Genomic DNA, 23,264 nt, shown 5'->3' with positions numbered 1-23,264 from the left:
CTTTTTTCCTTCGCAATTCCAGCTCGAGGCCCCATTCCAAACTACTCCATCTTCCTATCGAGGTTTGATTCGACGGAGCTTCCCCATCTGATCTTTTCTCCTTTCTTTGGCAGTGTTGTTGTTCTGATTGCGATATCCCATCCCTCAATCAATATGGCACTTGCGTCGTCGGGCGCCCGCCATGGCGACCTCCTTCGAGTCTGATTTACGGATTGCCATATTTTTAACAAAGTTTGGCTTGAGTACGGCGGAAAGGGCCGGCACGAAGACAAGCGCTCCGATCATGTTGAAAATCATCAGGAAAAGGATCAAAATTCCCATCTCGGCCTGAAATTTCAGTGAAGAAAAAAGCCATGGAATCAAAGCCACGGCGATGGTGAGCGCCGTAAACATGATTGTCTTGCCGGTGGTGGTCAGGGCGATCAGCTTCGCTTTTTCAAAATCGTTCGTTTTCCCGCACTCTTCCCTCAGCCGGCTCATCAGGTAGATGCCATAGTCGATCCCCACGCCGACCCCAACGGAGGCCACCGGGAGCGAGTCGATATTCAGGTCGATGTGGTTGAGCATCATGAACAGATCGCACAGCACCTGGGCGACAAATACCGGGATGATCAGGATCAGGGCTGCTTTGATCGACCGGTAGGTGATAAGGCAGATGACGAAGACTGTCGAAAAGATGATGATGAAGATCGCCCAGTAGGACCACTCGACCTCTTCGTTGACCGCCGCCAGGATACCGAGGATGCCGCCGGCGAGTTTGATCTCGACCTTCGAATCGGGATCGCTGTTCACCCGTTCGGCGAACTCCTTGGTTTCGGCGATGGCCGACTTGATCGTTGAGGCATTGTAGTTTCTGAAAAAGGCGGTCACGTTGGAGTGGGTGTAATCGGGCAGGCTGACGAACTGATCCATCTCTCCCGGTGCCATATTGCTGGCCAGCATGAAATAGATGCCCCCCAGATGCTGCTTGTTGGTCGGTACGATTTCCCATTTAGGCGATCCATCATGGAAGAGGCGGTAGATCCCGCGCACCAGGTCGGTCAGGCTCATGGTGCCGCCCACGTTGGGGATGTTGTTCTTCATATAGTTGCCCAACTGGTCCATGACCTGCAGGGTGTGGGCATCCTTGATGGCCCCCTTTTCTTTTCCCTTGACCACCACCACGAGGCGGGAGCCGCCGACAAACTTCTCGTTGATCTTGGCGGCCGCCACGTTGTAGGGATGATCCGCATAGAGGATGGCGCCGCCGGCGCTGGAATCGCCGATTTTGAGATGGGTGGCCGTGTAGGCCCCGGGCAGCGCCAGCAGGAGGACGATGGTCAGGACACCCCATTTCATCCGCGGCCCGGACAATTTGACTAGGAATTCCATGGTTTTCTGATAGGCGAGAGACCAAGTGGAAACCTTCCTTTTTCCCAGCCAGCTGCGCACCTTGACCTTGTCCTGGATGTTCGGCGTCGGCAGGAAATAGATGATGATCGGATTCAGCAAAGTCACGGCAACGAGGATGCTGATGACCCAGAAGGAGGAGATGAAGGCTAGTTTCTGCATCAGCGGAATGCTGGCGAAGGCGATGGTCAAGCATCCCAGGCCGTCGGTGATCGCCCCGGCCATGCATGGGGCGAACACCTCCGAATAGGCGACGATAATGGCCTTGCGCTTATCCAGCAGCACCGCAAATTCCTGGTGGTAGCGGTCCATGCATTGACACGAATGGGACAGTGCCCGGGCGGACAGCAGGATGGGGACCACCAGCAGCAGCGGGTCGATGTTGAACCCGGCCATCCCGGCGAAGCCCAACCCCCAGATGGCACTCACGACCCCGGAAACCAGGGGAATCAGCACCCCCCTGACGCTTCTGAAATAAAACGCCAGCGTAATCACGATGGCGGTAATTGTAATCAGCAGGACGATCAGCAACTGGGTTTTGTAGTAATCCATCCAGGCGTAAAGCATCGGATAGCCCGATACATAGCAGACATGCTTGCCGTCTTCGACCTTGGCGGTAAGCTCGTTGATCGCTTTGAACAGATAAGCGAAATCGAGTCCTTCCTCCCACAATCCGGCATAGACCACTGCCGATTTGTCGTCCAGGGCGATATAAAATCCCCGAACGCCAGCGTTGCTGTATACTCTCTTCCGGAAGGCCTGGGCTTCTTCTTCGGTTTTTGGATACCCGGCCGAGGGATGGGTCAACGGGAAGATACCGATTCCGGCGGAGCCGGTGACAACCTGCTTGACCTTGGGATGCACGGCCGAAGCGACCTGAAGGGGGTTGACCCCACTGGTTTCCAGTATGCCCCGGGTCAGCGTATCCAGCTTTTCCAAGGTATCGGGATGGTAGATCTCCTTGCCGTCCGTTCGCTCCAAAATGATGGTCAGCACATTGGCCGAACCGAACATTTTCCTGAATTCCTTATAGAGCTGGATATATTGGTGCTTAGGAGGGTAGAGGTCGAAGAAGTTGGTCACGACTTTTAGCTTGAAAAACACATTGGCTGCGAACACCAATGTCAGGATGGTCATGATACCTAAGATCCAATAGCGGTATTTCAGCTGCTTTTCGACAAACCTGTACCAAAACTGATTTTCGCGTTCCTGCATAGCTGTCTTCCCTGTCTTTACCCAATGCGGTATGAATTGGTTTTTATTGTTTTCGTTTTACGCCGCTGGTTATCTCCTACTGGCCGGCAGGCAACAACCGACCGTTCTCCATGAATCTGATGGAGCCGTTTTCGCCCGCCAGGATAAAACGGTTGTCGGACACCATGGCGATGGCTTGCAGCCAGTTGGCCTTGAGTTCAACGGGTGTATCCACCAGATTCCATGCGTTGTTGTTTTTAAGATCCAATGTCAGAACTGTACCGGCATCTCCGATGGTGACGACGAGATCCGGACCGATCAGAACGTTGTACAGCGCCTCCCGGGTGATTTCAGTTACATCCCAGTTGGCGCCACCGTCGGTGGTGCGCGCCACGGAACCATCTAAGCCAACGGCAAAGCCGTTATTCTCACCGTCCATGTCGATGCCGAAGAAAGTGGCGAAACCAACCTCTTTCTTTTCCCATGTCGCCCCGCCATCCATGGTATGAAAAATGGTGCCCATCTCTCCGGCGATCCATACCTCTTCGGGTCCGGTGAATTTCACCGCATACAGCACCACGTCTTCTTCCAGCGACACGTCCTGCCAGGTTTGTCCGCCATCATTGGTAGCGATAATCTTGCCCCAGTCCCCGGCTGCCATACCATTGCGGGCATCGTAAAAATCGAGGGTCAGCAAGTGTTTGTCTACCGGCGTCTCTTGCGCCTGCCAGGTTTTTCCGCCATCCGACGTGGTCATTACCAATCCGCCCTCGCCAACCAAGACACCATGGTTTCCATCGGTAAAATGAATCCCGAAGATGGAGGAATAGGTGCCTGATTCTTTTTTTTCCCAGGTCAAGCCGCCGTCTTCGGTCTTGAATAGCACTCCCGAGTTGCCGCAAACCCAGCCTTCCTTGGCATTCTGGAAATGGAAATCGTAGAATTTGTTGCTTATCTTCTGGTATTCGATTCCTTTTGCGTAAACGGCGCCCGGATTTCCAGGACTGCCGACAAACGCCCAGATAATGAGCAATAAAACCATCAGGACCCATTTTCGATTGACCACGATCATTACCGATCCCCTTTCGAACAGCGAATTTATTTCTTCGGATGAATTCCCGATTCTTCCATCAATGCGCCCAGGTAGGTCGCATTACGTTTTTTGAAGTCCTTGGTTATCAGGTAGGGATTGATGCTCAACACGGGCACCGGCGATCTGCCGACGATATCCTTGACCACGGTCCCGAAGAGGATGCCGCTCAACCCTTTGCGCCCATGCGTTCCAATGATGACGCAATCAATTTCATGCTCGTCGATGTATTTGAGGATTTCCACGGCGGGATCACCGGGTACAACCGGTGCCCGGCTGACCTCGCATTCCTCAAAGTGTTTGACGATGAACTCATCCAGCCACTCATCCGCCTCTTTGACCCGCATGTCGATGAACTGATCGATCAACGGCTCCACCCGCAACACATGAATTTCGGCTTTGAACATCAAGGCCATATTTTTAACCAGGGGAGCAAGTACCGACGAGACATCCGTGAAACGAACTACCGGGAATAATATCTTCATGCTGCAATCCTTCTCGATGATTTGTTTTGATCGTCTCTTCAAAACCAATGGCTTATTAACGGCAACAGCGCCATCCATCCCTTCGCGACATTATTTACCGACGATATGCATCACCATTGAACGCTGCGCCGCGACGAACACATCGTAGGGAACCAGGTTGAAGTTACCCTCGTCCCGAAAACGGTCAGCCATCATCTGGGCCGTCTCTTCGACATCGCCGATCAGCTGGTAAGTGGATGCGATTATCGCTTTGCGTTCCTGGGCAACCGTTATCGAGTCCCGGATGAAACCTGGCGCCTCGTCACCACAGACATAGCCGTAATGATCCGAACACACGTAATGGGCATGGAGTGACTGCAGTTTCTCAAGGCTTTGAATATAGGTAGAAAAACTCGATGTCCCATAGGTTACGATTTTCTCACCCAACGGGACGCCTCCGGCATCGGATGGAAAAAGCGCCTTCAGTTGGGGTGAATATGCCGAGATCGAACATGGTGAATGACCGGGGGTTTCATAGATCTCAACCTCCAGTTCACCGAGATCGATCCGATCACCCTCCTTCAATGCCACACAATCGATGTCCGTTCTCCACGCCAGGTCAAATCCGGCGCAGGCATCGGCGTATCCACTTTTTTCGATGGCATATTGGCTGGCTGCATTGACGGTATCGGTCACCGCAGGCTTTTTAAGCACGCTGGCCGCACGTACAGATGCGAATACTTCCATCTGCGGATGACGTCTTTTAAAAAATGGCGCGATGCCGATGTGATCAAAATGGGAGTGAAGCAGCAGCATCTTGGTGATTCGTGGCTCATCAATGCCGAACGCCTCGAACTGGCCGAGCAGATCAGGAACGATGTAGCTCAACCCGCCATTGATCAACATGGCGGTCTCCTGCCCTTCCAGAAGATATACACAGGCGTCCTCAGTGCCGAGAAGCCAAAGATTATCTGTGATTTTGCCCTGCTTTTTACCCCTCACGGGTTCCCTCTCCGATCCTCGTTTCTACTCCCATTCGTCCATCCATGCAGTCGCCGCCATGTGGCCTTCCGCAATGGCATCTTTGATCCGCCGGGGCGCTTTCTGATCACCGATCACACAACAAGGCAAACCGGTGCTCTCAATTTTACCCCGTAGTCCATTCTTCGTTGTGAACCCCACGGCAATAATCAGACTGCCGACCTTCTCGACACGCGTCTCGGCACCGTTCTTGATAATCGCTTCATTATCGATGATTTCTTTGATGAAGGATTCCGTGTGAATAGTTATGCCGGCTTCCTTGAGACGCTGGAGCAGTGGCCAGCGCAGGGACATGCCCATGTCCGGCAGGGGTCTGGCCTGAATCTCAACAATGTTAACGGTATACTGTTTAGCATGCAGGTATTCCGCCGTCTCGCAGCCCACCAACCCGGCCCCCACAATGATGACCGGATTTCTCAGCAGGGCCAGATCTTCCATTACCTGGCAGGCAGGATAGGTGGGAATATTCTCCATTCCTTTGATGGCTATGTTTTTCTCCTGGGCACCAGCCGCAAGGATCACACCGTCAAATTGGTCCGCCAGTGTATCGAAATCGACGCGCCTTTCGATCGATACACCGAAGGATTGCAGTTCGTGGGTTAAAAACCGGACCAGGTTGGTGATCTCGGATTTATAGGGCGGTTTGGAACCGATCAGCAGCCGCCCGCCAAGCTGTTTCTCCTTTTCCAGGATCGTCACCCGGTGCCCGCGCCGGGCCAATATGCACGCAGCTTCCATGCCGGCCGGTCCACCGCCGACCACCAGTATTCGTCGGCACCGTTTGGCCGGTTTCAAGGTCTCGCCGCCCAACACTGGATTGACGCTACATTCGATCTGCTTTTTGGAAAAAGCCTGATCAAAACAATTGCAGCAGCAGATGCATTTGCGAATCGACGCATCCTCACCCGCCTGGGTTTTTTTGGGCCATTCGGGATCGGCGATCAGCGCCCGGGCCATGGTCACCATGTCCAGTTGGTTTTCATCGATGGCCCGACGGGCCACAGCCGGTTCGGTAATCCGCATGGCACAGGCCACCGGAAATTCTACAGCCGCTCGGATTCGGGTCGCGAGCGGAATAAAATAACCCTGGGGAACCGACGGCCCGATTTGATGAACCGGCGCATCGTGCCATCCGGCGGTGATATTGAGCAGGTGCACCCCCCACGCTTTAAGCGCCTGCGAGAAGTTCTGCTGATCGGTGGCATCCATGCCGCCCGGAATGTTGTCCGTGGAAGACTGCCTGAAAATCAGGGGAAAATCGTCACCCACCGCCGTCTTAATTTCCCCGACCACCTCTTTTGCGAAGTTGCGCCGCCCGATTTCTGATCCACCGTAGCGATCATGGCGGTGATTGGTCAGCGGTGAGAGAAACTGACTGATCAGATATCCTGTAGCCCCTAACAGTTCGACGGCATCGAACCCGGCCTGCTTGGCCCGGTATGCGGCCGCAGCAAATGCGGTAACAATGGCCTCCACTTCCCCGGTCGACATTTCCTTAGGAAGTTCCTTGGTATACCTGGAGGCGATGGCCGAGGGTGCCAGCACTTCCGTGCCAGTAATGGCCCTTTTGGAATAACGACCGGCATGGTTGAGCTGAAGGGCGGCAGCGGCGCCACCCGCTTTAATCGACCGGGCGATCTTCTCGAGGGCGGGGAGCCATTCATCGCAATCCGCGCCCACCTGATGGGGATCCATCTTTCCGCTCTGGGAGACATGGCAGGCACCGGCAATGATCAATCCCGCCCCCCCGGTGGAACGTTCAGCATAGAACCGGGTCCACGCGTCTCCGATGGCGTATCCATCAACCGGATAATTCAGGATCATGGCCGGCATGATGATCCGGTTCCTGATGGTCAGTCCGCTGATACGAATCGGTGTAAACAGCGCTGAAGTGTTATGCTTACCCTTCATGCCCGTCATTTTAGATTGGGTCTCCAACCGATGGTGAGTGGATGCTTGCATAAAAGTTAGCAACAATCATACCACTCTCCATAAAGACTGAATTCCATTTATTTTTAATAGATTAGCACAATCGATTAACGAAAGGTTAAAGCCAGATATCGATATTTCGTGAATTTTTTTCTGATATAGCGATTTTTGATTCAAAGGCTTTTGGAAATGACTGGATAGAAAGTGCAGTATAGTGAATTGTTCTGCTGTAAACCACAGAAAAGCAGAAAACCAGTTTTCAGTATAATGATTTTGTTTATACTACCATTAAAGGTTCGTCAGACACGCTTCGGACATGCTTCGATATGGAGGGTGATGGTGCGCAACTGGTATGAAATCATTCGATAACTTTTTCTCTTTTCATAGATAAGACTTCATCCTTTGATAGATTTAAAACATCCATAAGTATCTCAGCAGAGTGTTGCCCTAAAAGCGGTGCAGGCGAATTCACTTCCGCCGGAGTTTCTGACATATTCACAGGAGACCCTATAACTTTAACAGGACCGGCAATCGGATGCTCCGTTTGACGGATCATACGCCGGTATTTAGCTATGTGCTGATCTTCTACCACGTCCTTAACAGAGTAAATCGGAGCGCAGGGAATTTTTTTTGAAAGCATAAAATCCACGATTTCCTTTACTGCTTTTCCCTTTGTCCACTCTTCAACAATCTGTTTGACTTCCTCATGCGCTTTCACACGATCGTAATTATCCGTGTACTCAGGTTTGTCGAGCAGTTCCGGCCTCATGATCGCCTTGCAGAACGCTTTCCATATTTTGTTGTTTCCGACAGCAATGATCACCCAACCGTCGCTGGCCTTGAAAGTGTCATAGGGATAAATAAACTCATATCGGTTTCCGGTTCTTTGAGGTACTCTCTTTTCCACTAAATATATCTGAATAATGGTTTCCATGGCCGAGACGACTGAATCAACCAATGCGATATCGACTTTTTGACCGGTTCCACCGTTCTTAACTGATATGATTCCTGAAAGGATACCTACGCAGGCATACAATCCTGCCAGCACATCACCAATAGCCGTCCCAGTTCTAGTCGGAGGGCTGTCAGGCCATCCGGTAATGCTCATGATACCTCCCATGGCCTGGCCGATGATGTCATAGCCCGGTAGGTCCCGGTAAGGTCCAGAGTGGCCGAATCCGGAAATGCAGGAATAGACGATGTCGGGGTTTCGGGCCTTAATCGTCTCGTAGCCGACACCCAGCTTCTCCATGGTACCGGGGCGGAAATTCTCCAGAATCACGTCTGATTTCTCGACCAGATTGAGGAAGATTTCCTTGGCCTGCGGGTGTTTGAGATTTAGCACCAGACTCTTCTTGTTGCGGTTGAGGTTCATGAAATAGGCGCTTTCTTCACCGATGAAAGGCGGGTATCGCCTGGAATCGTCCCCGTGGCCGGGCGTCTCGATTTTGATAATCTCGGCGCCCATGTCGCCCAGCAGCATCGTACAGAACGGACCGGCCAGTACCCGCGTCAGATCGAGCACGCGAATTCCATTCAGCGCCCCTTTTTGCCTCTTAGTCTTAACCATACCACCTCCTACACAAGCAGGATTGATGTTCTTGAATTTATGCAGTCAGTTTCAGTCTTCTCGCCTTCAGCTGCCTTCTTCTAACGTATAAAGCGATCGTCATCAACAGGGCGACCATCGACGTCCACAGTCCGGGCAGTACAGCCAGCACGGCGATCACCAGACAGAGCAGTTTATCGACAAGCCGATTGCCGCTTATCTTCAGGCCGCCGAATAAATTGGCAAAGGCCAGAACAAACAGAATCCCGCTGAATGCTGCCCGGCAGAAGCCTTCCAGTCCGGCCTGTGCCAGCATACCGGGGTAGATGATGAACAGAAATGGGATTACATAGGTGACCGCCCCGAAGGAAAGTGCGTATTTGGCCGTCTTGGTCCATTCCGTTTCCGCAATACCGGAACCGACGAACACGGCAATGCAGACCGGCGGCGTGATGACCGACAGGGTCGCGTAGTAGAAAACGAAAAGATGGGCGACAATCGGGGCGATACCCATTTTGATCATCGCCGGCGCCAGCACGGCCGCCACCAGCACATAGGCGGCGGTTGTGGGAATCCCCATACCCATGATCATGCAGACCACTGCCACGATAAACGCCACCAGGAAGACACTGTCTCCACCCAGACTGACGATCAACGAAGACAGCGTGATTCCCAGACCGGTCATGTTTATCATGGCTACCATGATCTGGGCGCCCGCCAGCAGGATGCCGATGATCAACAGCCCCCTGGATGAATCCTTGAATGCCTTAGTGATTTGATCCATAGCCGGCAGAAGATCGGCCGGGGATTTGATACGTGTGACAGGAAAGGCGATCAGTGCGGCAGCCATTCCATAGAAGGCGGCGGTCTGTATCGCATTGCCCCGGAAAATACCCACAAAGAGGGCGCCGAGGGCGACCACCACCGGCGTCAGTCGCCTCCAGTAAAGGATGTCCTTCCAAGGCGGAACGTCGGCGTCGGGCAGGCTACCCAGATCGTGTTCCTTGGCCATGACATCGATTGTCATGAAGACACCCAGATAGAACAAGAACGCCGGTAGCGACGCGGCCAGAATGATGGTTACATACTCCACCCCAATGATTTCGGCCATGATAAAGGCCGCTGCTCCCATGATCGGCGGTGCCAACTGGCCACCCGTGGAGGCGACTGCTTCGGTACCGGCAGCCATGGGCGGGGGATACCCTAAACGCTTCATTAGCGGAATGGTGAAATTCCCCGTGGTGGCGACATTGGCCACGGCGCTGCCGCTGACCATGCCGAAAAGACCCGAGGCGATAGTGGCGATTTTAGCGCCACCGCCGGGGGCCCGGCCACCCAGACGCATGGCCAGGTCGATGAAGGTCTGGCCGCCGCCAGTATTGAGCAGGATGCTGCCGAACAAGGTAAATGCGGCGATAATGGTGGCGGCTACGCCCATGAGCATGCCCCATACTCCCAGGTCGCCGAGAAACAGGGTTTCGGTGACAAAATAGATATCAAAGCCGCGATGACCCAAGCGTCCAGGTATATATTCGCCTAAAAGGGCATAAGACAGGATAATGACCACGATGGTCGGAAAAACATAACCAATGGCCCGCCTGGCAATTTCTAGAATCACCAGCGACAATGCGGCCATCATGACGATATCCCGGGGCTTGGCCATGGGCAGCGTGGTCATGATCATGTCATAGTTGACGATGACATAGACACATGCCGTCAGCGACATGAGGACCATTCCAGTATCGACGACCATACCCAGCGGACGAATCTTTTTGCCCTCCCAAAGCGGATAGTAAAGAACCCCCAGGCAGATGAGGATCGCCAGGAAGATGGCCCGCTGGATGATGCTTTCGAAGGGACCCGTGGCGCAGGTGTACAGGATGAACAGACTCAATACGGCGGACAGCAGCGTAATGCCTTGCTGCTTGAGGTTGGGCGGGTTGCCGGCACTCATCGGAAGCTCCCAAGGGATTGGATAAACGGATATGACTCGTCAACCCACCGGGGAAATACGCCATGGCGTCCTCCCCGGTGGGTTCCAGATGGAAAGATACCCAGCATGTCGCTCTATTTTTCCATCAGCCGATCCGGAATTATGGCCCCCATCTCCTTGAAATACTTGATGGCGCCCGGATGGAGCGGGGAAGTGGCATATTTGATCGTCATCCCCACGAAATCCGCTCCTTTCACGCTGGCCATGGCGCTAGCCTGAACGGTTTTGTCCTCACATATGGCTTTCACGATATTGTAGGCGGTGGCTTCATCCATGTCGAGGCTGGCGCTGCAGGCGACGGCAAACCCCCAGGTCGTATAACTTGCGATCCCGGGTCCAGCACCTGCAGGTACTTCCACGATGGAGACTTCGGGCAGCTTGGACTGGATCAAGGCTGCTTGATCCTTGTCGAGCGAAAGGATGTCGATGGGCGTAAAAGTCGAAATATCACGGGATGAAGCATCAATTTTCAGGCCTGCACCGGATTTGACGTAACCCTTGATGTGGTTGTCCTTCACCGCGGTGACGATGTCGGTCGTGGAGCCCCTGACGTAATCGGGCTTGATGCCGAGCACCTCGAACACCGCCTCGGTGGTTTTTTCGGTGGCCGACCCCTTGAGACCCGGATTGTAGCGTTGTCCGTTGAGTTCGGCTAAATCGCTGATTCCGGCGTCTTTGCGGACGATGGCGTTCTGGGGGGCAATGACATACACCCACAGTAATTTCGATTGCACCGGCCGACCCTTGAAGTCCTTTTTTCCGAAATAGGCCTGGGAGAGCACGTTGGTCGTGACCAGCCCCAGGTCGATCTGCTTACGGGCAAATCGGCGCAGATTGTCCACCGTCGCCCCGGTTTCGACTACCGATGTTTCCAATCCGGCCACTTTCTCGTTGATCACCTGCGAAACGGCGACAAAATAGCCGTAATGGCTTGAAGAGGCCGAGGTCGAGCCGATCAACATCTTCTGTGCCGCCGGCGACGGAATCACAAACCCGATGACGCCGATCAAAACCCCCAGCATCACAAAACTCGATAAGCCAAAATGTCTCCTCATGATTCACCCCTCCTTAGTTGGTTGTTAAGAGATATGGACTCATGACCGCCCAAATGGCGCCGGCCGTTTTTGCAGGCTCCGAAATCCGCCAAGGATCGACAACCGACTACCCGGGAGTATAGCCCATCAGACGTGAAATTTTTTCAGCTGCCGAGACTATTTTTCCCGCATATTCCAAGAATGTTCTGCGTTCTGGATGCCTGGCCGTCGTCCAGGCGATGTTGGTCGCGGCGAATGCTTCTCCTGTGTAGTTGAATATAGGGGCAGCCACCGCCCTGAGACCTTTTTCCAACTCCTCATCGTTAATCGCATATCCCTTTGATCGAATCTGTTCGAGTTCCCTGATCAGTGCGGACCGGGAAACGATGGTCTTGTCCGTCTTTTTTCCGAAAGATATAGCCGGAAGTATTGTTTCCAATCGATCTTCGGGAAGATAAGCCAAAATGACCTTGCCCATGCTGGCGCAATGAACCGGCAGCCGGTCTCCGATGTTGACGTTCACATTAACCAGGTAGTCGGACATGATGCGCTCGACATAAAGAATCTCAGATCCGCTGAGGATGGTAAGATTAACCGTTTCACCGGTTTCGTCCCGTAACTCTTGAAGAATCGGTAGAGCGGCGTTTCTGAGGTTCATGTTTTTAAGGGCTGTCAAGCCAAGCGCAGCCAAGCGCGGACCAAATTGATATTTTTTTGTATCGGGTGACAGTTCTACGACACCTAAGGTACGCAAAGTCTTGAGCAGCCGGAAGCAGGTGGTTTTCTTATGGCCGGTGGTTTGAGTGATCTCGTCCAACGTCATCAAACGCCGGCCATTATGGAGGCAATCGAGAATAAGGAAGCATTTTTCAACTGACTTGATGTGGTCTTTGTCTGGCATGGCATCCCTTTACAAAATTCCGCAATGCGGAATATAAAAAATATTTATTCTGCATTATGGAATGACGTATCAACCTAAAATATATTCGTCAAGTAAAATGAATAATATTCACCTGTCCCGCTGGTCTTCTACCGGCTTAAATACGGGTCGACATCCATCCGTCGACCCTGCGCACCCGCATGCTAAAGCTGGAGAGTAAAAATTAATTACATCAAAGAAGGGATAGGCGGTATAAAGGGTGGGATTGGCGATCTATTCTCCCTAACCGGACAACCATTACCGCCGGTTGGCGAAGTGTCACGATGGTTTCTTTCTATATTCCAAGTAACTGTTTCCCTTTTGCAGTTGTAGGCGGCTGATGTCATGGTTTTTGCTCAGCTTTTTGAGCAGCATCACCAGGGGCTCTTTCCCCGTATAGTATGACTTATACGGCTTTTGGATCTTCTTGATCTCCTCGTCCCCTTTCATGATATGGTACAGCATGAAATCCTCGTCGGATGTGTGGGTCATGCCATAGCGGGCACGCAGCTTGCCGATGGATCCTTCCGTCGCCTGCATCTCCTGCGTCTTTTCCCATCGCTTTTGGATGGATTTGGCGTTAGGGTGGCTGAGGAGCCGGTCCCTGACGTTCGGGTCCATGTACGGCACGCAGGCATCTTCCCATCCCCAGACCCCCACGGCCGTCTCGATCATGCAATCCAACACTTCCTTGTACCGCTCTCCGGTAGCCACGTTCACGGCAGCCTGGGACACGATGAACTGGGACGCCGGTGTAATCATGATGGGGTTGCCCAGATCATCGATGATGCGGACGACTTCCTCTAACACCTCGTTCATCTTGTGCGAGATGCCCAACTGGTTCAGCTGATTCTTCAGATTCGAGATCACCCCTCCGGGAATCTGGTGCGTGTAGACGCTGTGATCGTATTCGAGCGGAACCCCGACGGGAAGATTTTCCAGTCTGGCAATTCGATTCAAGCGTCTTTCCGCCTCTTCAAGCGCTTTTTCATTGGCGATGTTGTGATCGATCCCCAGCACCTTGGCATTGTGCATCGCGTTGAAAATCGACACATGCGACGATCCGGACGCCAGTGGCGGGACGCAGGTGTGCACGGTCTCGACGCCCAGCGCCATGGCTTCGACCACCACGCGCCCCTGATTCGTGCTCATGCCGTGGGTGTGAAGTTCGATCGGCACCCCCCTGGCCTCCTTCTGAATCGCCGGCAGCAAGGTTTTTATGCGTTCCACCGTCAATAGCCCCCCCGCATCCTTGAGCTGGATATAGTCCGGCTTCCACTCCATGATCCGCTTCGTCAGGTTGGTGTAGTAGGTGTCGTCACGGCGCGGGGTCGGGTAATAACAAATGGCCAGCATCAGCTTCATCCCCAGGTTTCTGGCGATCGGCACCAGCCACGGAAAGTAGCGGTCGATTTCGTCTCGCGTGTTGGCCAGGGTGAAAAACCGGTCCCCTCCCACCGTACGGGCGGCAAGTTCATAAAAAAACCGCACCACCGAGCGAGGTTCGGTCTCGCCCAGCACGTCCAGGCAGTCCAGTAAAACATGGCTCTTTTTGGTTTTGGTGATCTTTCTTTTGAAGATCTTCATCGTGTCCCAGGGGTTTTCCTTAAGATACCGGACCGCCATCTTCATATAGACCGCATGCATGGGAAGCTCGATGTGGTCGTATCCGGCCAGGTCCAACTGGTCGGCCACGGCATCGTACATTCCGTAGGACATGTTCATCGCCCACAGACTTTGGACCCCGTCTCGAAGCGAAACGTCTGAAAACAAGACCTTCCTCTCACTCATGGTTCGATTCCTTTTTACGCTGTGTGGCCTGCCATTAATAAGAAATATCTGACCCATCACCCAGTGTACCGACAATCGGTGGCGGTCGTGGATAATTACTCCTGGCTCACCATTTCCTCGATAATTTCCCGAACCGATTTCAGTTCCTTGATCATTCCGACGATCTGCCCCATGGTGATCGGTCCTGCTTCCAGAATTCCCTTGAGCCACACATCTTCGAGACGGGGGACGATCGTGGTATGGTCAAAACTGGAAGGATCGTCGAGATATTTTTCGGCAGCGGCGTTTTTGAACGCTCTGATAAAAATATTTCCTTTGCCGACCAACACCGTATCCGTTTCCTGGGCACGGCAAACTGTATTTTTACACGCCTCATGGGCGATGCACTCCTTTGACGCAAGAAAACGGGTCCCCATCTGCACACCCTGAGCACCTAAGGCGAAGGCAGCCCGATACCCTCTGTGGTCGGCGATGCCACCGGCAGCGATGACGGGAATTTTCACTGCATCGACCACCAGCGGAACGAGAACCATGGTGCCCACGCCGTTGCGCCCCTGCATGCCGCCCGACTCCATCCCTTCGGCAACCACCGCGTCCACGCCTGCGTCCTCCGCCATCCGTGCCGCTTTGGCACTCGGTACGACATGGATCACCTTTACACCGTGAGATTTCAAAAGTATGGCCAGCTCTTTCGGGGATCCGGCCGATGTCGTCACGGCTGGTATGTTCATCTCGATTGCAATCTCGGCAAAAGACATGGATAAAGGTCGCATGGCCATGAGATTGATACCGAAAGGCTTGTCGGTGAGCGTCCTTACTTTTTCGATCTGTTGACGCAGGGTCTCTTTATCGCGCATGGGGCCGGTACCCAACAATCCATAGCCGCCCGCTACGGAAACTGCCGCCACCATTTCAGGGTTATTGATAAACCCCATGGCGCCGAGTATGATCGGGTACTTTGTTCCCAGCATGTCGGTAATTTGATTCATCGCCGATCCTCCGTGGTGTTTCAGTGTTGTCCGCTTGTTCCGGTTAAAATCGGACCCCGGCATCCAGTAATTTCTTTTCCGTGGGTCCGGTATCGCCACCACCCGGCCCTGTTCAAGATGAAAGGCAACAGTGCTGGTCCTCAATCGGGCAATTTCGAAACTGCTGTTCGCAGGGTCGATGGTTGAACCGTTTCACCCCGTCCATTCCGGCCATTTTGCACCGCAAGGCCCCTTGGACGAACCGGTCTTCCAGGTCCGCGATCTCCTCGAGGCTTAAGGCGCAGAGCGTCTCACCGATAACGGGAGAAGACACGGGGCTGGGAGCAACGATCTGCACGGCACCGGTCAAGGCGCTGTTGGACTGCCGGCCGGCATGGTGCATTTGAACAAAGATCCGGGTGTCATGCTTGTGGATGGCATTGGCCAGCCGATGCATTATCGGAATGAACCTATTATCATCGATCCGCGAGTTGGCGAAATCGGACTTTCCGAAGGTTGGCTCGACGAGGCAGGCTTCCATGACGATAGGGCCGACACCGCCTCTGGCGCGGACCTCGTAATAGGCAATGTGGTAATCGGTGATTTCTCCGTAAGCCGAATCCAGCGCCATTCCCAAGGGCGGCATCACCACCCGGTTCCGGATCGGCAGGCAGCTGATCCGGCCCGATTTAAAAAGTGATTGGGGTTTCGTCATGGGCATTCAAGTGGGGGATGGCTTCTAATATTTATAAGACTGCCCGCCATCGATGGGAACCACCGCGGCGTTGATAAACGAGGCGTCGTCGGAGAGAAGAAAAGCGACCACGCCGGCGACCTCCTCCGGACGTCCCAACCGCTTCATCGGGTTCACGCTGACGAATTCCCGGCCGGCCTGTTCCCAATCGTCCCCGGCGATTTGACGCAACGAGTTTTCGACCATGGGCGTCAGAATCGCACCTGGAGCGACGGCATTGACCCGGATACCATGTTCGCCGTATTCAATGGCCGAATTCCGGGTCAGTCCCACGACGCCGTGTTTGCTCGCCGCGTAGCCCGACTGGTTGCCGACGCCCCGGATGCCGCCCACCGATGCCGCATTGACGATCGCTCCCCCGCCTTGACGCATCATGACCTCGATAACAGACTTCATCCCATAGAAAACGCCGTTCAAGTTGATGCCGATCACTTTCAGGAACTCCTCGCTGCCATAGTCCGCGGTCAGATTCTGTCTGCCTTCGATGCCGGCATTGTTGTAAAAACCATCGATCCGTCCGAACCGCTCGACGGTCTGCCGGACATATTCCCGGACCGCCTCCTCATCGGCAACGTCCGCCGTGATGAGCAGCACCTCCGCCTCAGGCGACCTTTCGGCAATCATTTTACGTGTCGCCTCCAATGCCTCGCCGCTCACGTCCACCAGCGCCAGCTGCGCTCCCTCACCAGCAACGCGCAGTGCGGCAGCCTGGCCCAATCCGGAGCCGCCACCGGTAATCAGGATCACTTTGTTTTCAAATCGTTTCCGCATGTTGCCTCCGAAAATGATTGACGATACCCCATAACGCCGGGGTTAATATTTCTGGGCGTTAAGTTCGGCCAGCTTGTGCGTGTCGTAGTAATACGGCCGCACCTCGCTCACCCTGCCATCGGTAAAGTAAAACACCTCGGTCATCGGCATTGTAAAAAAAGTGCCGGCTTTGTTTTTGGCAGTGAGTTCGGAGACGACAACCACCAAATCGCCTTCCCCCAACATGGCCTTGACCGAAAAATCAGGATCGACCCAGGTACCGGTAACCTTTTGGACCAGTTCCAGATACCCCTCTGGCCCGCGGTAAACACCAGCAAAGGGCAGGCAATCGGCCTCTTTGACCACCACATCCGGGTGCAGGTAGGATTTCAGGGTCTCCAGATCGCCCCCAGCCAATGCAGCGAACATCGATTGAACCTTCTCTTTATTGGATTGGTTCATACGTTTTCCTCCGGTGATACCGCTAAATGGTTAACATTCACCATGTTATGGCCTTTTACTTGAATACCTTCTCCTGCAGAATTCCGGAGAGCTTCTTTCCAAGGTCGCCGGGCAAACCTTCCAGAAGGTCGCCATTGCTCTTCTTCATCCCCCCGGACATCATCATCTCCATCCGCTCCTCGGCCGTCATGCCGCTTTCCAGTGAGAACGACTTCTTCGGCCTGGGCCGGGGCAGTGACTGCCGAATCTGTCTTCGCAACGAATCGACGGCCATTTTTTCGGTGTTGTTAATCTCCAGACTGTTCACGTCATGGCGGTCGATTTGGGCCGCATGGGCATTGAGAAGGCCTGTCAGTGGCGCATAGCGGGGCTTCAGCACACCGGCTTCAAGGGAGAGGAGCGCCGGCAGCGGGCATTCGATGGTTTCCCGCCGTCCCCGTTCCAGCTTTTTTTCGGCCCTTACCGTCTGTCCATCCGGCGAGAGCGCCAACGCCATCACGCTGGTGATTTGCGGTAAACCAAGGTACTCGGCCATGGCCGCCGGTGTCTCCCCCGTGCCTTCGTCGAGAGACCGGCTCCCACACAGAATCAGATCCGGCGACAATCCGGCGGCGGCCCTGGCCAGAAGCAGGGCCTTGGCCTGGGAGTGCGGTTTCAGACGTGCCGCGTCAATGCGCATGGCCTGATCCGCACCCATGGCAAGACATGTTTTCAGGGCCTTTTCCACACGCTCAGGGCCGCAGCCAATCACGATCACCTCCCCCCCATTGGATTCACGAAGGCTCAAGGCAGCTTCCATGGCACACAAATCGGCGGGATTTACCGTGTAGAAAATATCCGCTTCCAACGGCTCAATTTTTTCCTGATCCAGGGCAAAAGGAAACGTGACGTCGATCACCTGCTTGATGCACACGACAATCTTCATATCGATACTCTCCTATCCGAAGCGAAAACAGACGCCATACCCTCCCCGTGGATAATTCCAGGTGATGGCACCCTCAGGGCAAACGATGCGGCAGGAGCCGCACTCAACACAGTTCTCCCAACTGAAGATCAGCTTGTTCTTCTCTTTTTGATAACACTGGACCGGGCAGACGACCAAACAGGGCTCGTCCACGCAGCCCTCGCAGGTCGACGTGTTGACGGTAATATGTGGATTTCCAGGGTCGACCACGAATCGTGTCCGCAGGAGTTTCTCGTTTATGCTCATGACAACCCCCTCCATCCGGCGTAGATATCCTTGAGAACCTGAAATTTCGTTAGCCGGCCGTCAAGCGCTTCCTTGAACAAGGTGCCGAATCCTTTTTTGGGTCCGGGTTCGACGCCGAAAATCGATTCACCCAGGTGACAGAGCATTTCCGGGTATTCTCTATAGAGGTGCGTATTCTTGAAAAAATGCGGAGCACGTCCGAACTGCTGCATATCCTGAATAATACCGTGGTTCTTCAGGTGTTGCAGGTAAACCGAGAGACCGTTTTCCGAGAAGTTCTTTTTCTCGCCGGCCGTGATCACCGACTCGGCGGCGGCCCGTCCGGAGGCGATGCCGTAGTTGGCCCCTTCCACACGCAGTCCCGTCGACAGGGTAAAGCGGGCTGCATCACCTGCCACCAGCAAGCCGCCCTTGTAAAGCAACCCCGTTTTGGGCTGATACCCCTCGGGAATCAGATGCGCCTGGTACTCGCGAAGCTCCCCATCCTTTACCAGTGGCCAGACCCGGGGATGGTTCTTGAAATCGTCGAGCAGCTCTTCGGGCCGACGGCCGCCCTGCCCCAGGCTGGAGAGCTTGGTGACGATTCCCACGGAAATGCTTTCTTTATTCGTGTAAATAAAAGCGCCACCAGGAATCCCCATGGTCGCGGTACCGACGAAGGTGCAGGCCGCCCCTTCACCGCCGGAAAGTCCGAAGCGATGGTTGATCGTCTCCTTGGGAAAGGCCAGGATCTCCTTGACGCCCAGCGAGACATCATCCGGCCCTTGGGGAAAGGCCAGGGGCGAATTCCTGTACACCAGGGAGTTCACGCCGTCGGCGGCAATCACCACATCGGCCATGAGGTCGCCCTCTGATCGTCCTGTTTTCACGCCGACGACCCGGTCCCCTTCCCACAACAGGTCCTCGACGAGCGTGTCGGTCAGAATTGTCGCCCCTTCGGCTTCCACCTGCTGGGCGTACCAGTGGTCGAATCGGGATCTCATTACCGTCAGCGCGTTGTAGGGCGTCCGGTTAAATTTCTCGGAGGTGTAATCCATGGAAAACGACGCGTCTTCATTCAGGGCACTGACCACCCAGCGCGCCACCGGCCGTTCCACGGGCGCCTGTTTCCAGAAATCCGGGATCAGTTCATTCAGCCCTTTGCTGTACAGGACACCGCCAAACAGGTTTTTAGAACCCGGGTATTGCCCGCGCTCGATCACGAGCGCGTCCTTGCCGGCCCGTGCAAGCACGAGTGCGGCGGTCAAACCGGCCGGGCCGGCACCGATGATGATACAGTCAAAATTTGTTGTCATATTGTTACCTTACTTTCCAGCCGATGGGTCAGGCTGCCGCGACAGCGATTGAAACTGGTTGATCAATTCAGGAACGATCTCCTTCAAGTCGCCAAGGACGGACACATCGGCCACTTTGAAAATCGGTGCGCGCCGATCGGTGTTGATCGCGGCGATAAATTTCGAATCGCGCATCCCCATGGTGAATTGTTGTGCCCCTGAAATGCCACAGCAGAGGATCACCTTGGGCGCGACCGTCTTCCCTGTCTGACCGATCTGGCGGTCGAAGGTAATCCAGTGTTCGTCCACGGCGGCCCTGGAGCCGCCCAAAGAGGCTTCCAGCAGACGGGCCAAATCAGCCAGCTGCTCCACGGTGGACTCGTCCTCGGCTCCACGCCCGAAGGCGAGAATGACCTCAGCCTCCTGGATGTCCAGTTTTTCCCGATCCACCTTGCGAATACCGCGCGATGCCGTTCGGATCACCTCCGGCTGAAGATCGACAGATAGCGACACGATCTCTGCGCTGCGCCCCTTGCGGGGTTTGCCAAGGCCGAGCACACCGGGCCGAATCGTGACAATTTTGGATATCTTCGTTTGGCATGCCATGGTGGCGTAGACCCTGCCACCGCAGCTGGGGCGGGTAAGCTCCATCTCCCCGCTGGCGGTAATCTCGAGGATCGTACAATCACTGACCAGGCTGGTTCTCAACCGCGTTGCCAGGCGGGGTGCGAGATCGCGCCCCAACACCGATGCGGCAAGCAGGAGGAATTCAGGCTGATGATCCTTGAGTAGGGTCGCCACAGCCGTCGTGAACCCGTCGGTCGTATACGTCTCGAGCAGATCATGTTCCACAACGAAAATCTTATCCGCACCATACTGGGTCAGGGGATCGGAAAAGCCTTCCGCAGAATGCCCCAACACCAGCGCGGCTACGCTGGCGCGCGCTTTGTTGGCCAGCCGCCGGGCCTCCGAAAGCACCTCCAGGCTGGCCTCCTCGATCTCTTCATCGCGGTGCTCCACCAAAACCCATATATTCTTTTCCACCGCTGATACTCCTTATTGTTGCGTATAATGCTAATATACTAGTTCGTCGCTCTGGATCATCTCAACGAAGGCCTCCAGCTTCAGCTTCAATCGGCCGGTGTTTTTGATGTCCCCGTCTTCGAGGCTCAGCAGCTTGATCTCTTTTTCCCGGATCGCATCGAGCAGCATCGGATACTGGAACAGGTAAGGGTCGCAGAATTTATCGATAATCCAGATCATCCCCTCGCTGCCGGATTTGACGACGATGTCGCTCAGTTTGTTGGCCAGCGTCTCCATGGGGAATTTCCCGGGACAAGGAATCTTGGTCAGATAATGCCGGGCAATCGCATCCATCGGATCACCGGCATCGTCAACCGTCTCCCAGCAGAGCCGCAGGCCGTAACACAGGTTGTCCGCGACGATCCGCGCGCCGGCCTCCTCCGCTGCCTGCGATACGGCGGCCGATTCCAGCACGCAATTGCCGATAATAGTCAACCGGACCCTTTCGTCTCGCTCGGCATCCACAGGGGCGGCATCGACCCTATCCAAGTATTCTTTCAGCATGTCGGTATGCCGCGCGATGGGCAGGACGAGCCGGGCCTTGATCACATTCACCACATCGCTTCCGCTGATGGGCGAGCCTTTCTGCTCCCTTGCGGTATAGAGCCGTTTAAGCATTTGCCGGTTTTCGTTGGCCTCCTCAATGGCCCGGTGCAAGGCGTCGGTGGTGATCGGTTTGCCGGCGATCCCCTCCAGATATTTGCCGAACAGCCGCAACTCCAGGATGAAGTAATGCTTTGCCCCTTCGCCGGCTGTGGCCGGAATTTGCAGAAAGAAAGGCTCTGGCAGACCGGCGTTCTTTCTCCAGACACCGTAAAACCCCCGCAGCGATTCACAGGCGTGCGAAACAGCCGCGCCGTCCAGATATTCCAGATCACCCGCCAATGCCTGCTCGAGGCAATCCTTCAGATACGGGCACAAAAACTCCGGCAGGTACTTCCGGCTATTGGCAATACTTTTATCAAGGCTGATAATCTCGATCGGCAGGATACCGGCGGCACAGATCAACTCTTCGGGGATCAATGAATTGAACGTCCCGACCACTTTGCCGCCGTTGTTTTTCCACGCCTGGGCAATGCTTTTCCGGTCTTCCCAGGCTTTTTCAAATTCCACGCTCATCCCCATCTCCTTTTCGAATCCATGGGTGTTCAGCATTTCAGCGATTGGACCGTCCGCGCATCACTTCCTGAAAATTATCCACCATTCTCCTGACCTTGTCGGCATCGTGCCCCCCGGGGTCGGCCATGTTCCCCTCGATGGCGAGGTAGGGTATGCTGAAGGTTTCCTTCAGGCTTTCAGCAACATCCAGCTGTCCGGTCGAGTATGCCCGGCAGCCTTTGTTCTCGAATACCACGATGCCGTCGACCTGGTAGTCGCGGACCACCTCTTCCATGATCTCGATCTTGCGGTCCAGCCGTCGGTTGGTCCAGCCGGTCAGGTATTTGCGGGCCAAGCGTTCAAAGAGGTCGTCACCGATCATGCGTTTGGCCCAATACTCCTTAAAAAACGTCTCGTAGACGAAGACCATGTTTTTGCCTTCGAAATAGTCGATCAGCGCCAGATCGTGCCAGATGGGGATGTTGTCCCAGATCAGACGATATTTCTCATCAGCGACAATGCCGATCTTCTGCTCGACCCGCTCCGCGATATCGGCGTGCAGCTCTTCATAGAAGGTAGTGGTTTCTTCGGTACCGGGCAGCGTGGTGATATGGAACATGTCCCCGCAAAGCTGGTGGGAACTGATGGGACAGGGAACGATCTTGCGCAGTTCCAGAATCTTGGTAAAGTAATCGCTGGCCACGTTGGACCGCCTGACGGTCTCTTCCAGGCGGTCCATGTCCATGGGCCTTTTGGTGTGTTCTTCGAGAAAGGCAATCAAACGCTTCATTTCGGACCTGAAAAATTCGATATGCATCGGTTCAGGGTCGGCGGACAGCACCGGCCCGTCAATGATAAAATGCGGAACGTTATAATGTTTTTGCATGATTTCCCACCAGGGAACGTGGATGCCGCAGGTGTAGGAACTTGAAATCAGCAGATCCGGCTTGGGCATGCCGCCGTATGGGCCTTTTCCCGAATACATGGATCCCATGGCCACGGTGGAAAATGCGCACAGATCACGGGAAACACCGGCGTCCTCGGCCACCTGGCACAGCTCGTCCGCCGCGTTGAAGGCACAGGCGATGGTGGCGAAGGTTTCCGGGTAATAGGGTAATATGTCCATTGCCACCAGGACCTCCGAAGGGAGGAATCCGGTCACGTAGGCGATCAGCTTGCCGGATTCCTTGGATTCTGCCAGTTCCCGGTAATAGCGCTTGGTGAAATCGATTCTTTTCTGCTTGAAGTATTCTCGTCCCTTCATCTCCCTAT

The 23,264-nt window shown here is 54.5% G+C and carries 20 protein-coding genes; all 20 read right to left on the bottom strand.

The features are described from left to right. Positions 1-144: 144 nt before the first annotated feature. Positions 145-2,604 carry an MMPL family transporter gene (locus tag ACHZBS_RS25755; RefSeq protein WP_319409410.1) on the bottom strand — a complete coding sequence of 820 codons (2,460 nt, stop codon included), beginning with the start codon at positions 2,602-2,604 and terminating at the stop codon, positions 145-147. A gap of 76 nt (positions 2,605-2,680) precedes the next feature. Beyond that, complete coding sequence (locus ACHZBS_RS25750) at positions 2,681-3,655, bottom strand: YCF48-related protein (protein WP_319409409.1); 975 nt, start codon at positions 3,653-3,655, stop codon at positions 2,681-2,683. 26 nt (positions 3,656-3,681) lie between these two features. Continuing rightward, positions 3,682-4,158, bottom strand: coding sequence for a universal stress protein (locus tag ACHZBS_RS25745; RefSeq protein ID WP_319409408.1), 477 nt, complete (start codon positions 4,156-4,158; stop codon positions 3,682-3,684). A gap of 90 nt (positions 4,159-4,248) precedes the next feature. Then, complete coding sequence (locus ACHZBS_RS25740; RefSeq protein WP_319409407.1) at positions 4,249-5,139, bottom strand: MBL fold metallo-hydrolase; 891 nt, start codon at positions 5,137-5,139, stop codon at positions 4,249-4,251. Positions 5,140-5,163: 24 nt separating this feature from the next. Then, positions 5,164-7,098, bottom strand: a complete 1,935-nt coding sequence (locus ACHZBS_RS25735; RefSeq protein ID WP_319409406.1) for an FAD-dependent oxidoreductase — start codon at positions 7,096-7,098, stop codon at positions 5,164-5,166. A gap of 367 nt (positions 7,099-7,465) precedes the next feature. Next, positions 7,466-8,677, bottom strand: coding sequence for a CoA transferase (locus tag ACHZBS_RS25730; protein ID WP_319409405.1), 1,212 nt, complete (start codon positions 8,675-8,677; stop codon positions 7,466-7,468). A gap of 37 nt (positions 8,678-8,714) precedes the next feature. After that, positions 8,715-10,610, bottom strand: coding sequence for a TRAP transporter fused permease subunit (locus ACHZBS_RS25725; protein WP_319409404.1), 1,896 nt, complete (start codon positions 10,608-10,610; stop codon positions 8,715-8,717). Between the two features lie 113 nt (positions 10,611-10,723). Then, on the bottom strand, positions 10,724-11,704 hold the full coding sequence (locus ACHZBS_RS25720; protein WP_319409403.1) for a TAXI family TRAP transporter solute-binding subunit: 981 nt from the start codon (positions 11,702-11,704) through the stop codon (positions 10,724-10,726). 106 nt (positions 11,705-11,810) lie between these two features. Continuing rightward, a complete protein-coding gene (locus ACHZBS_RS25715; RefSeq protein WP_319409402.1) occupies positions 11,811-12,584 on the bottom strand; it encodes an IclR family transcriptional regulator in 774 nt (257 codons plus the stop codon). A 297-nt stretch (positions 12,585-12,881) separates the two neighbouring features. After that, the gene (locus ACHZBS_RS25710) at positions 12,882-14,393 is read right to left on the bottom strand and encodes a hypothetical protein (protein ID WP_319409401.1); all 1,512 of its coding nucleotides are present in this window, start codon (positions 14,391-14,393) and stop codon (positions 12,882-12,884) included. Positions 14,394-14,488: 95 nt separating this feature from the next. Beyond that, complete coding sequence (locus tag ACHZBS_RS25705; protein WP_319409400.1) at positions 14,489-15,382, bottom strand: nitronate monooxygenase; 894 nt, start codon at positions 15,380-15,382, stop codon at positions 14,489-14,491. Positions 15,383-15,494: 112 nt separating this feature from the next. Next, positions 15,495-16,076, bottom strand: a complete 582-nt coding sequence (locus ACHZBS_RS25700) for a hypothetical protein (RefSeq protein WP_319409399.1) — start codon at positions 16,074-16,076, stop codon at positions 15,495-15,497. A gap of 24 nt (positions 16,077-16,100) precedes the next feature. Further along, positions 16,101-16,886, bottom strand: coding sequence for a glucose 1-dehydrogenase (locus ACHZBS_RS25695; protein ID WP_319409398.1), 786 nt, complete (start codon positions 16,884-16,886; stop codon positions 16,101-16,103). 42 nt (positions 16,887-16,928) lie between these two features. Then, on the bottom strand, positions 16,929-17,327 hold the full coding sequence (locus ACHZBS_RS25690) for a nuclear transport factor 2 family protein (RefSeq protein WP_319409397.1): 399 nt from the start codon (positions 17,325-17,327) through the stop codon (positions 16,929-16,931). 55 nt (positions 17,328-17,382) lie between these two features. Continuing rightward, a complete protein-coding gene (locus ACHZBS_RS25685) occupies positions 17,383-18,252 on the bottom strand; it encodes a hypothetical protein (RefSeq protein WP_319409396.1) in 870 nt (289 codons plus the stop codon). Positions 18,253-18,264: 12 nt separating this feature from the next. Further along, on the bottom strand, positions 18,265-18,537 hold the full coding sequence (locus ACHZBS_RS25680) for a 4Fe-4S binding protein (protein ID WP_319409395.1): 273 nt from the start codon (positions 18,535-18,537) through the stop codon (positions 18,265-18,267). Further along, the gene (locus tag ACHZBS_RS25675; RefSeq protein WP_319409394.1) at positions 18,534-19,832 is read right to left on the bottom strand and encodes an FAD-dependent oxidoreductase; all 1,299 of its coding nucleotides are present in this window, start codon (positions 19,830-19,832) and stop codon (positions 18,534-18,536) included. Before ACHZBS_RS25675 ends, ACHZBS_RS25680 begins: the two co-directional genes overlap by 4 nt. A 9-nt stretch (positions 19,833-19,841) precedes the next feature. Continuing rightward, the gene (locus tag ACHZBS_RS25670) at positions 19,842-20,855 is read right to left on the bottom strand and encodes an electron transfer flavoprotein subunit alpha/FixB family protein (protein ID WP_319409393.1); all 1,014 of its coding nucleotides are present in this window, start codon (positions 20,853-20,855) and stop codon (positions 19,842-19,844) included. Between the two features lie 30 nt (positions 20,856-20,885). Further along, on the bottom strand, positions 20,886-22,013 hold the full coding sequence (locus ACHZBS_RS25665; protein ID WP_319409392.1) for a 2-hydroxyacyl-CoA dehydratase family protein: 1,128 nt from the start codon (positions 22,011-22,013) through the stop codon (positions 20,886-20,888). A 37-nt stretch (positions 22,014-22,050) separates the two neighbouring features. Next, positions 22,051-23,256: a 2-hydroxyacyl-CoA dehydratase family protein gene (locus tag ACHZBS_RS25660; protein ID WP_319409391.1), complete on the bottom strand. Its 1,206-nt coding sequence runs from the start codon at positions 23,254-23,256 to the stop codon at positions 22,051-22,053. Positions 23,257-23,264: the final 8 nt, after the last annotated feature.

Source organism: uncultured Desulfosarcina sp. (assembly GCF_963664155.2).
Taxonomy (GTDB): domain Bacteria; phylum Desulfobacterota; class Desulfobacteria; order Desulfobacterales; family Desulfosarcinaceae; genus Desulfosarcina.
This window is presented reverse-complemented; position numbering and strand designations above follow the sequence as displayed.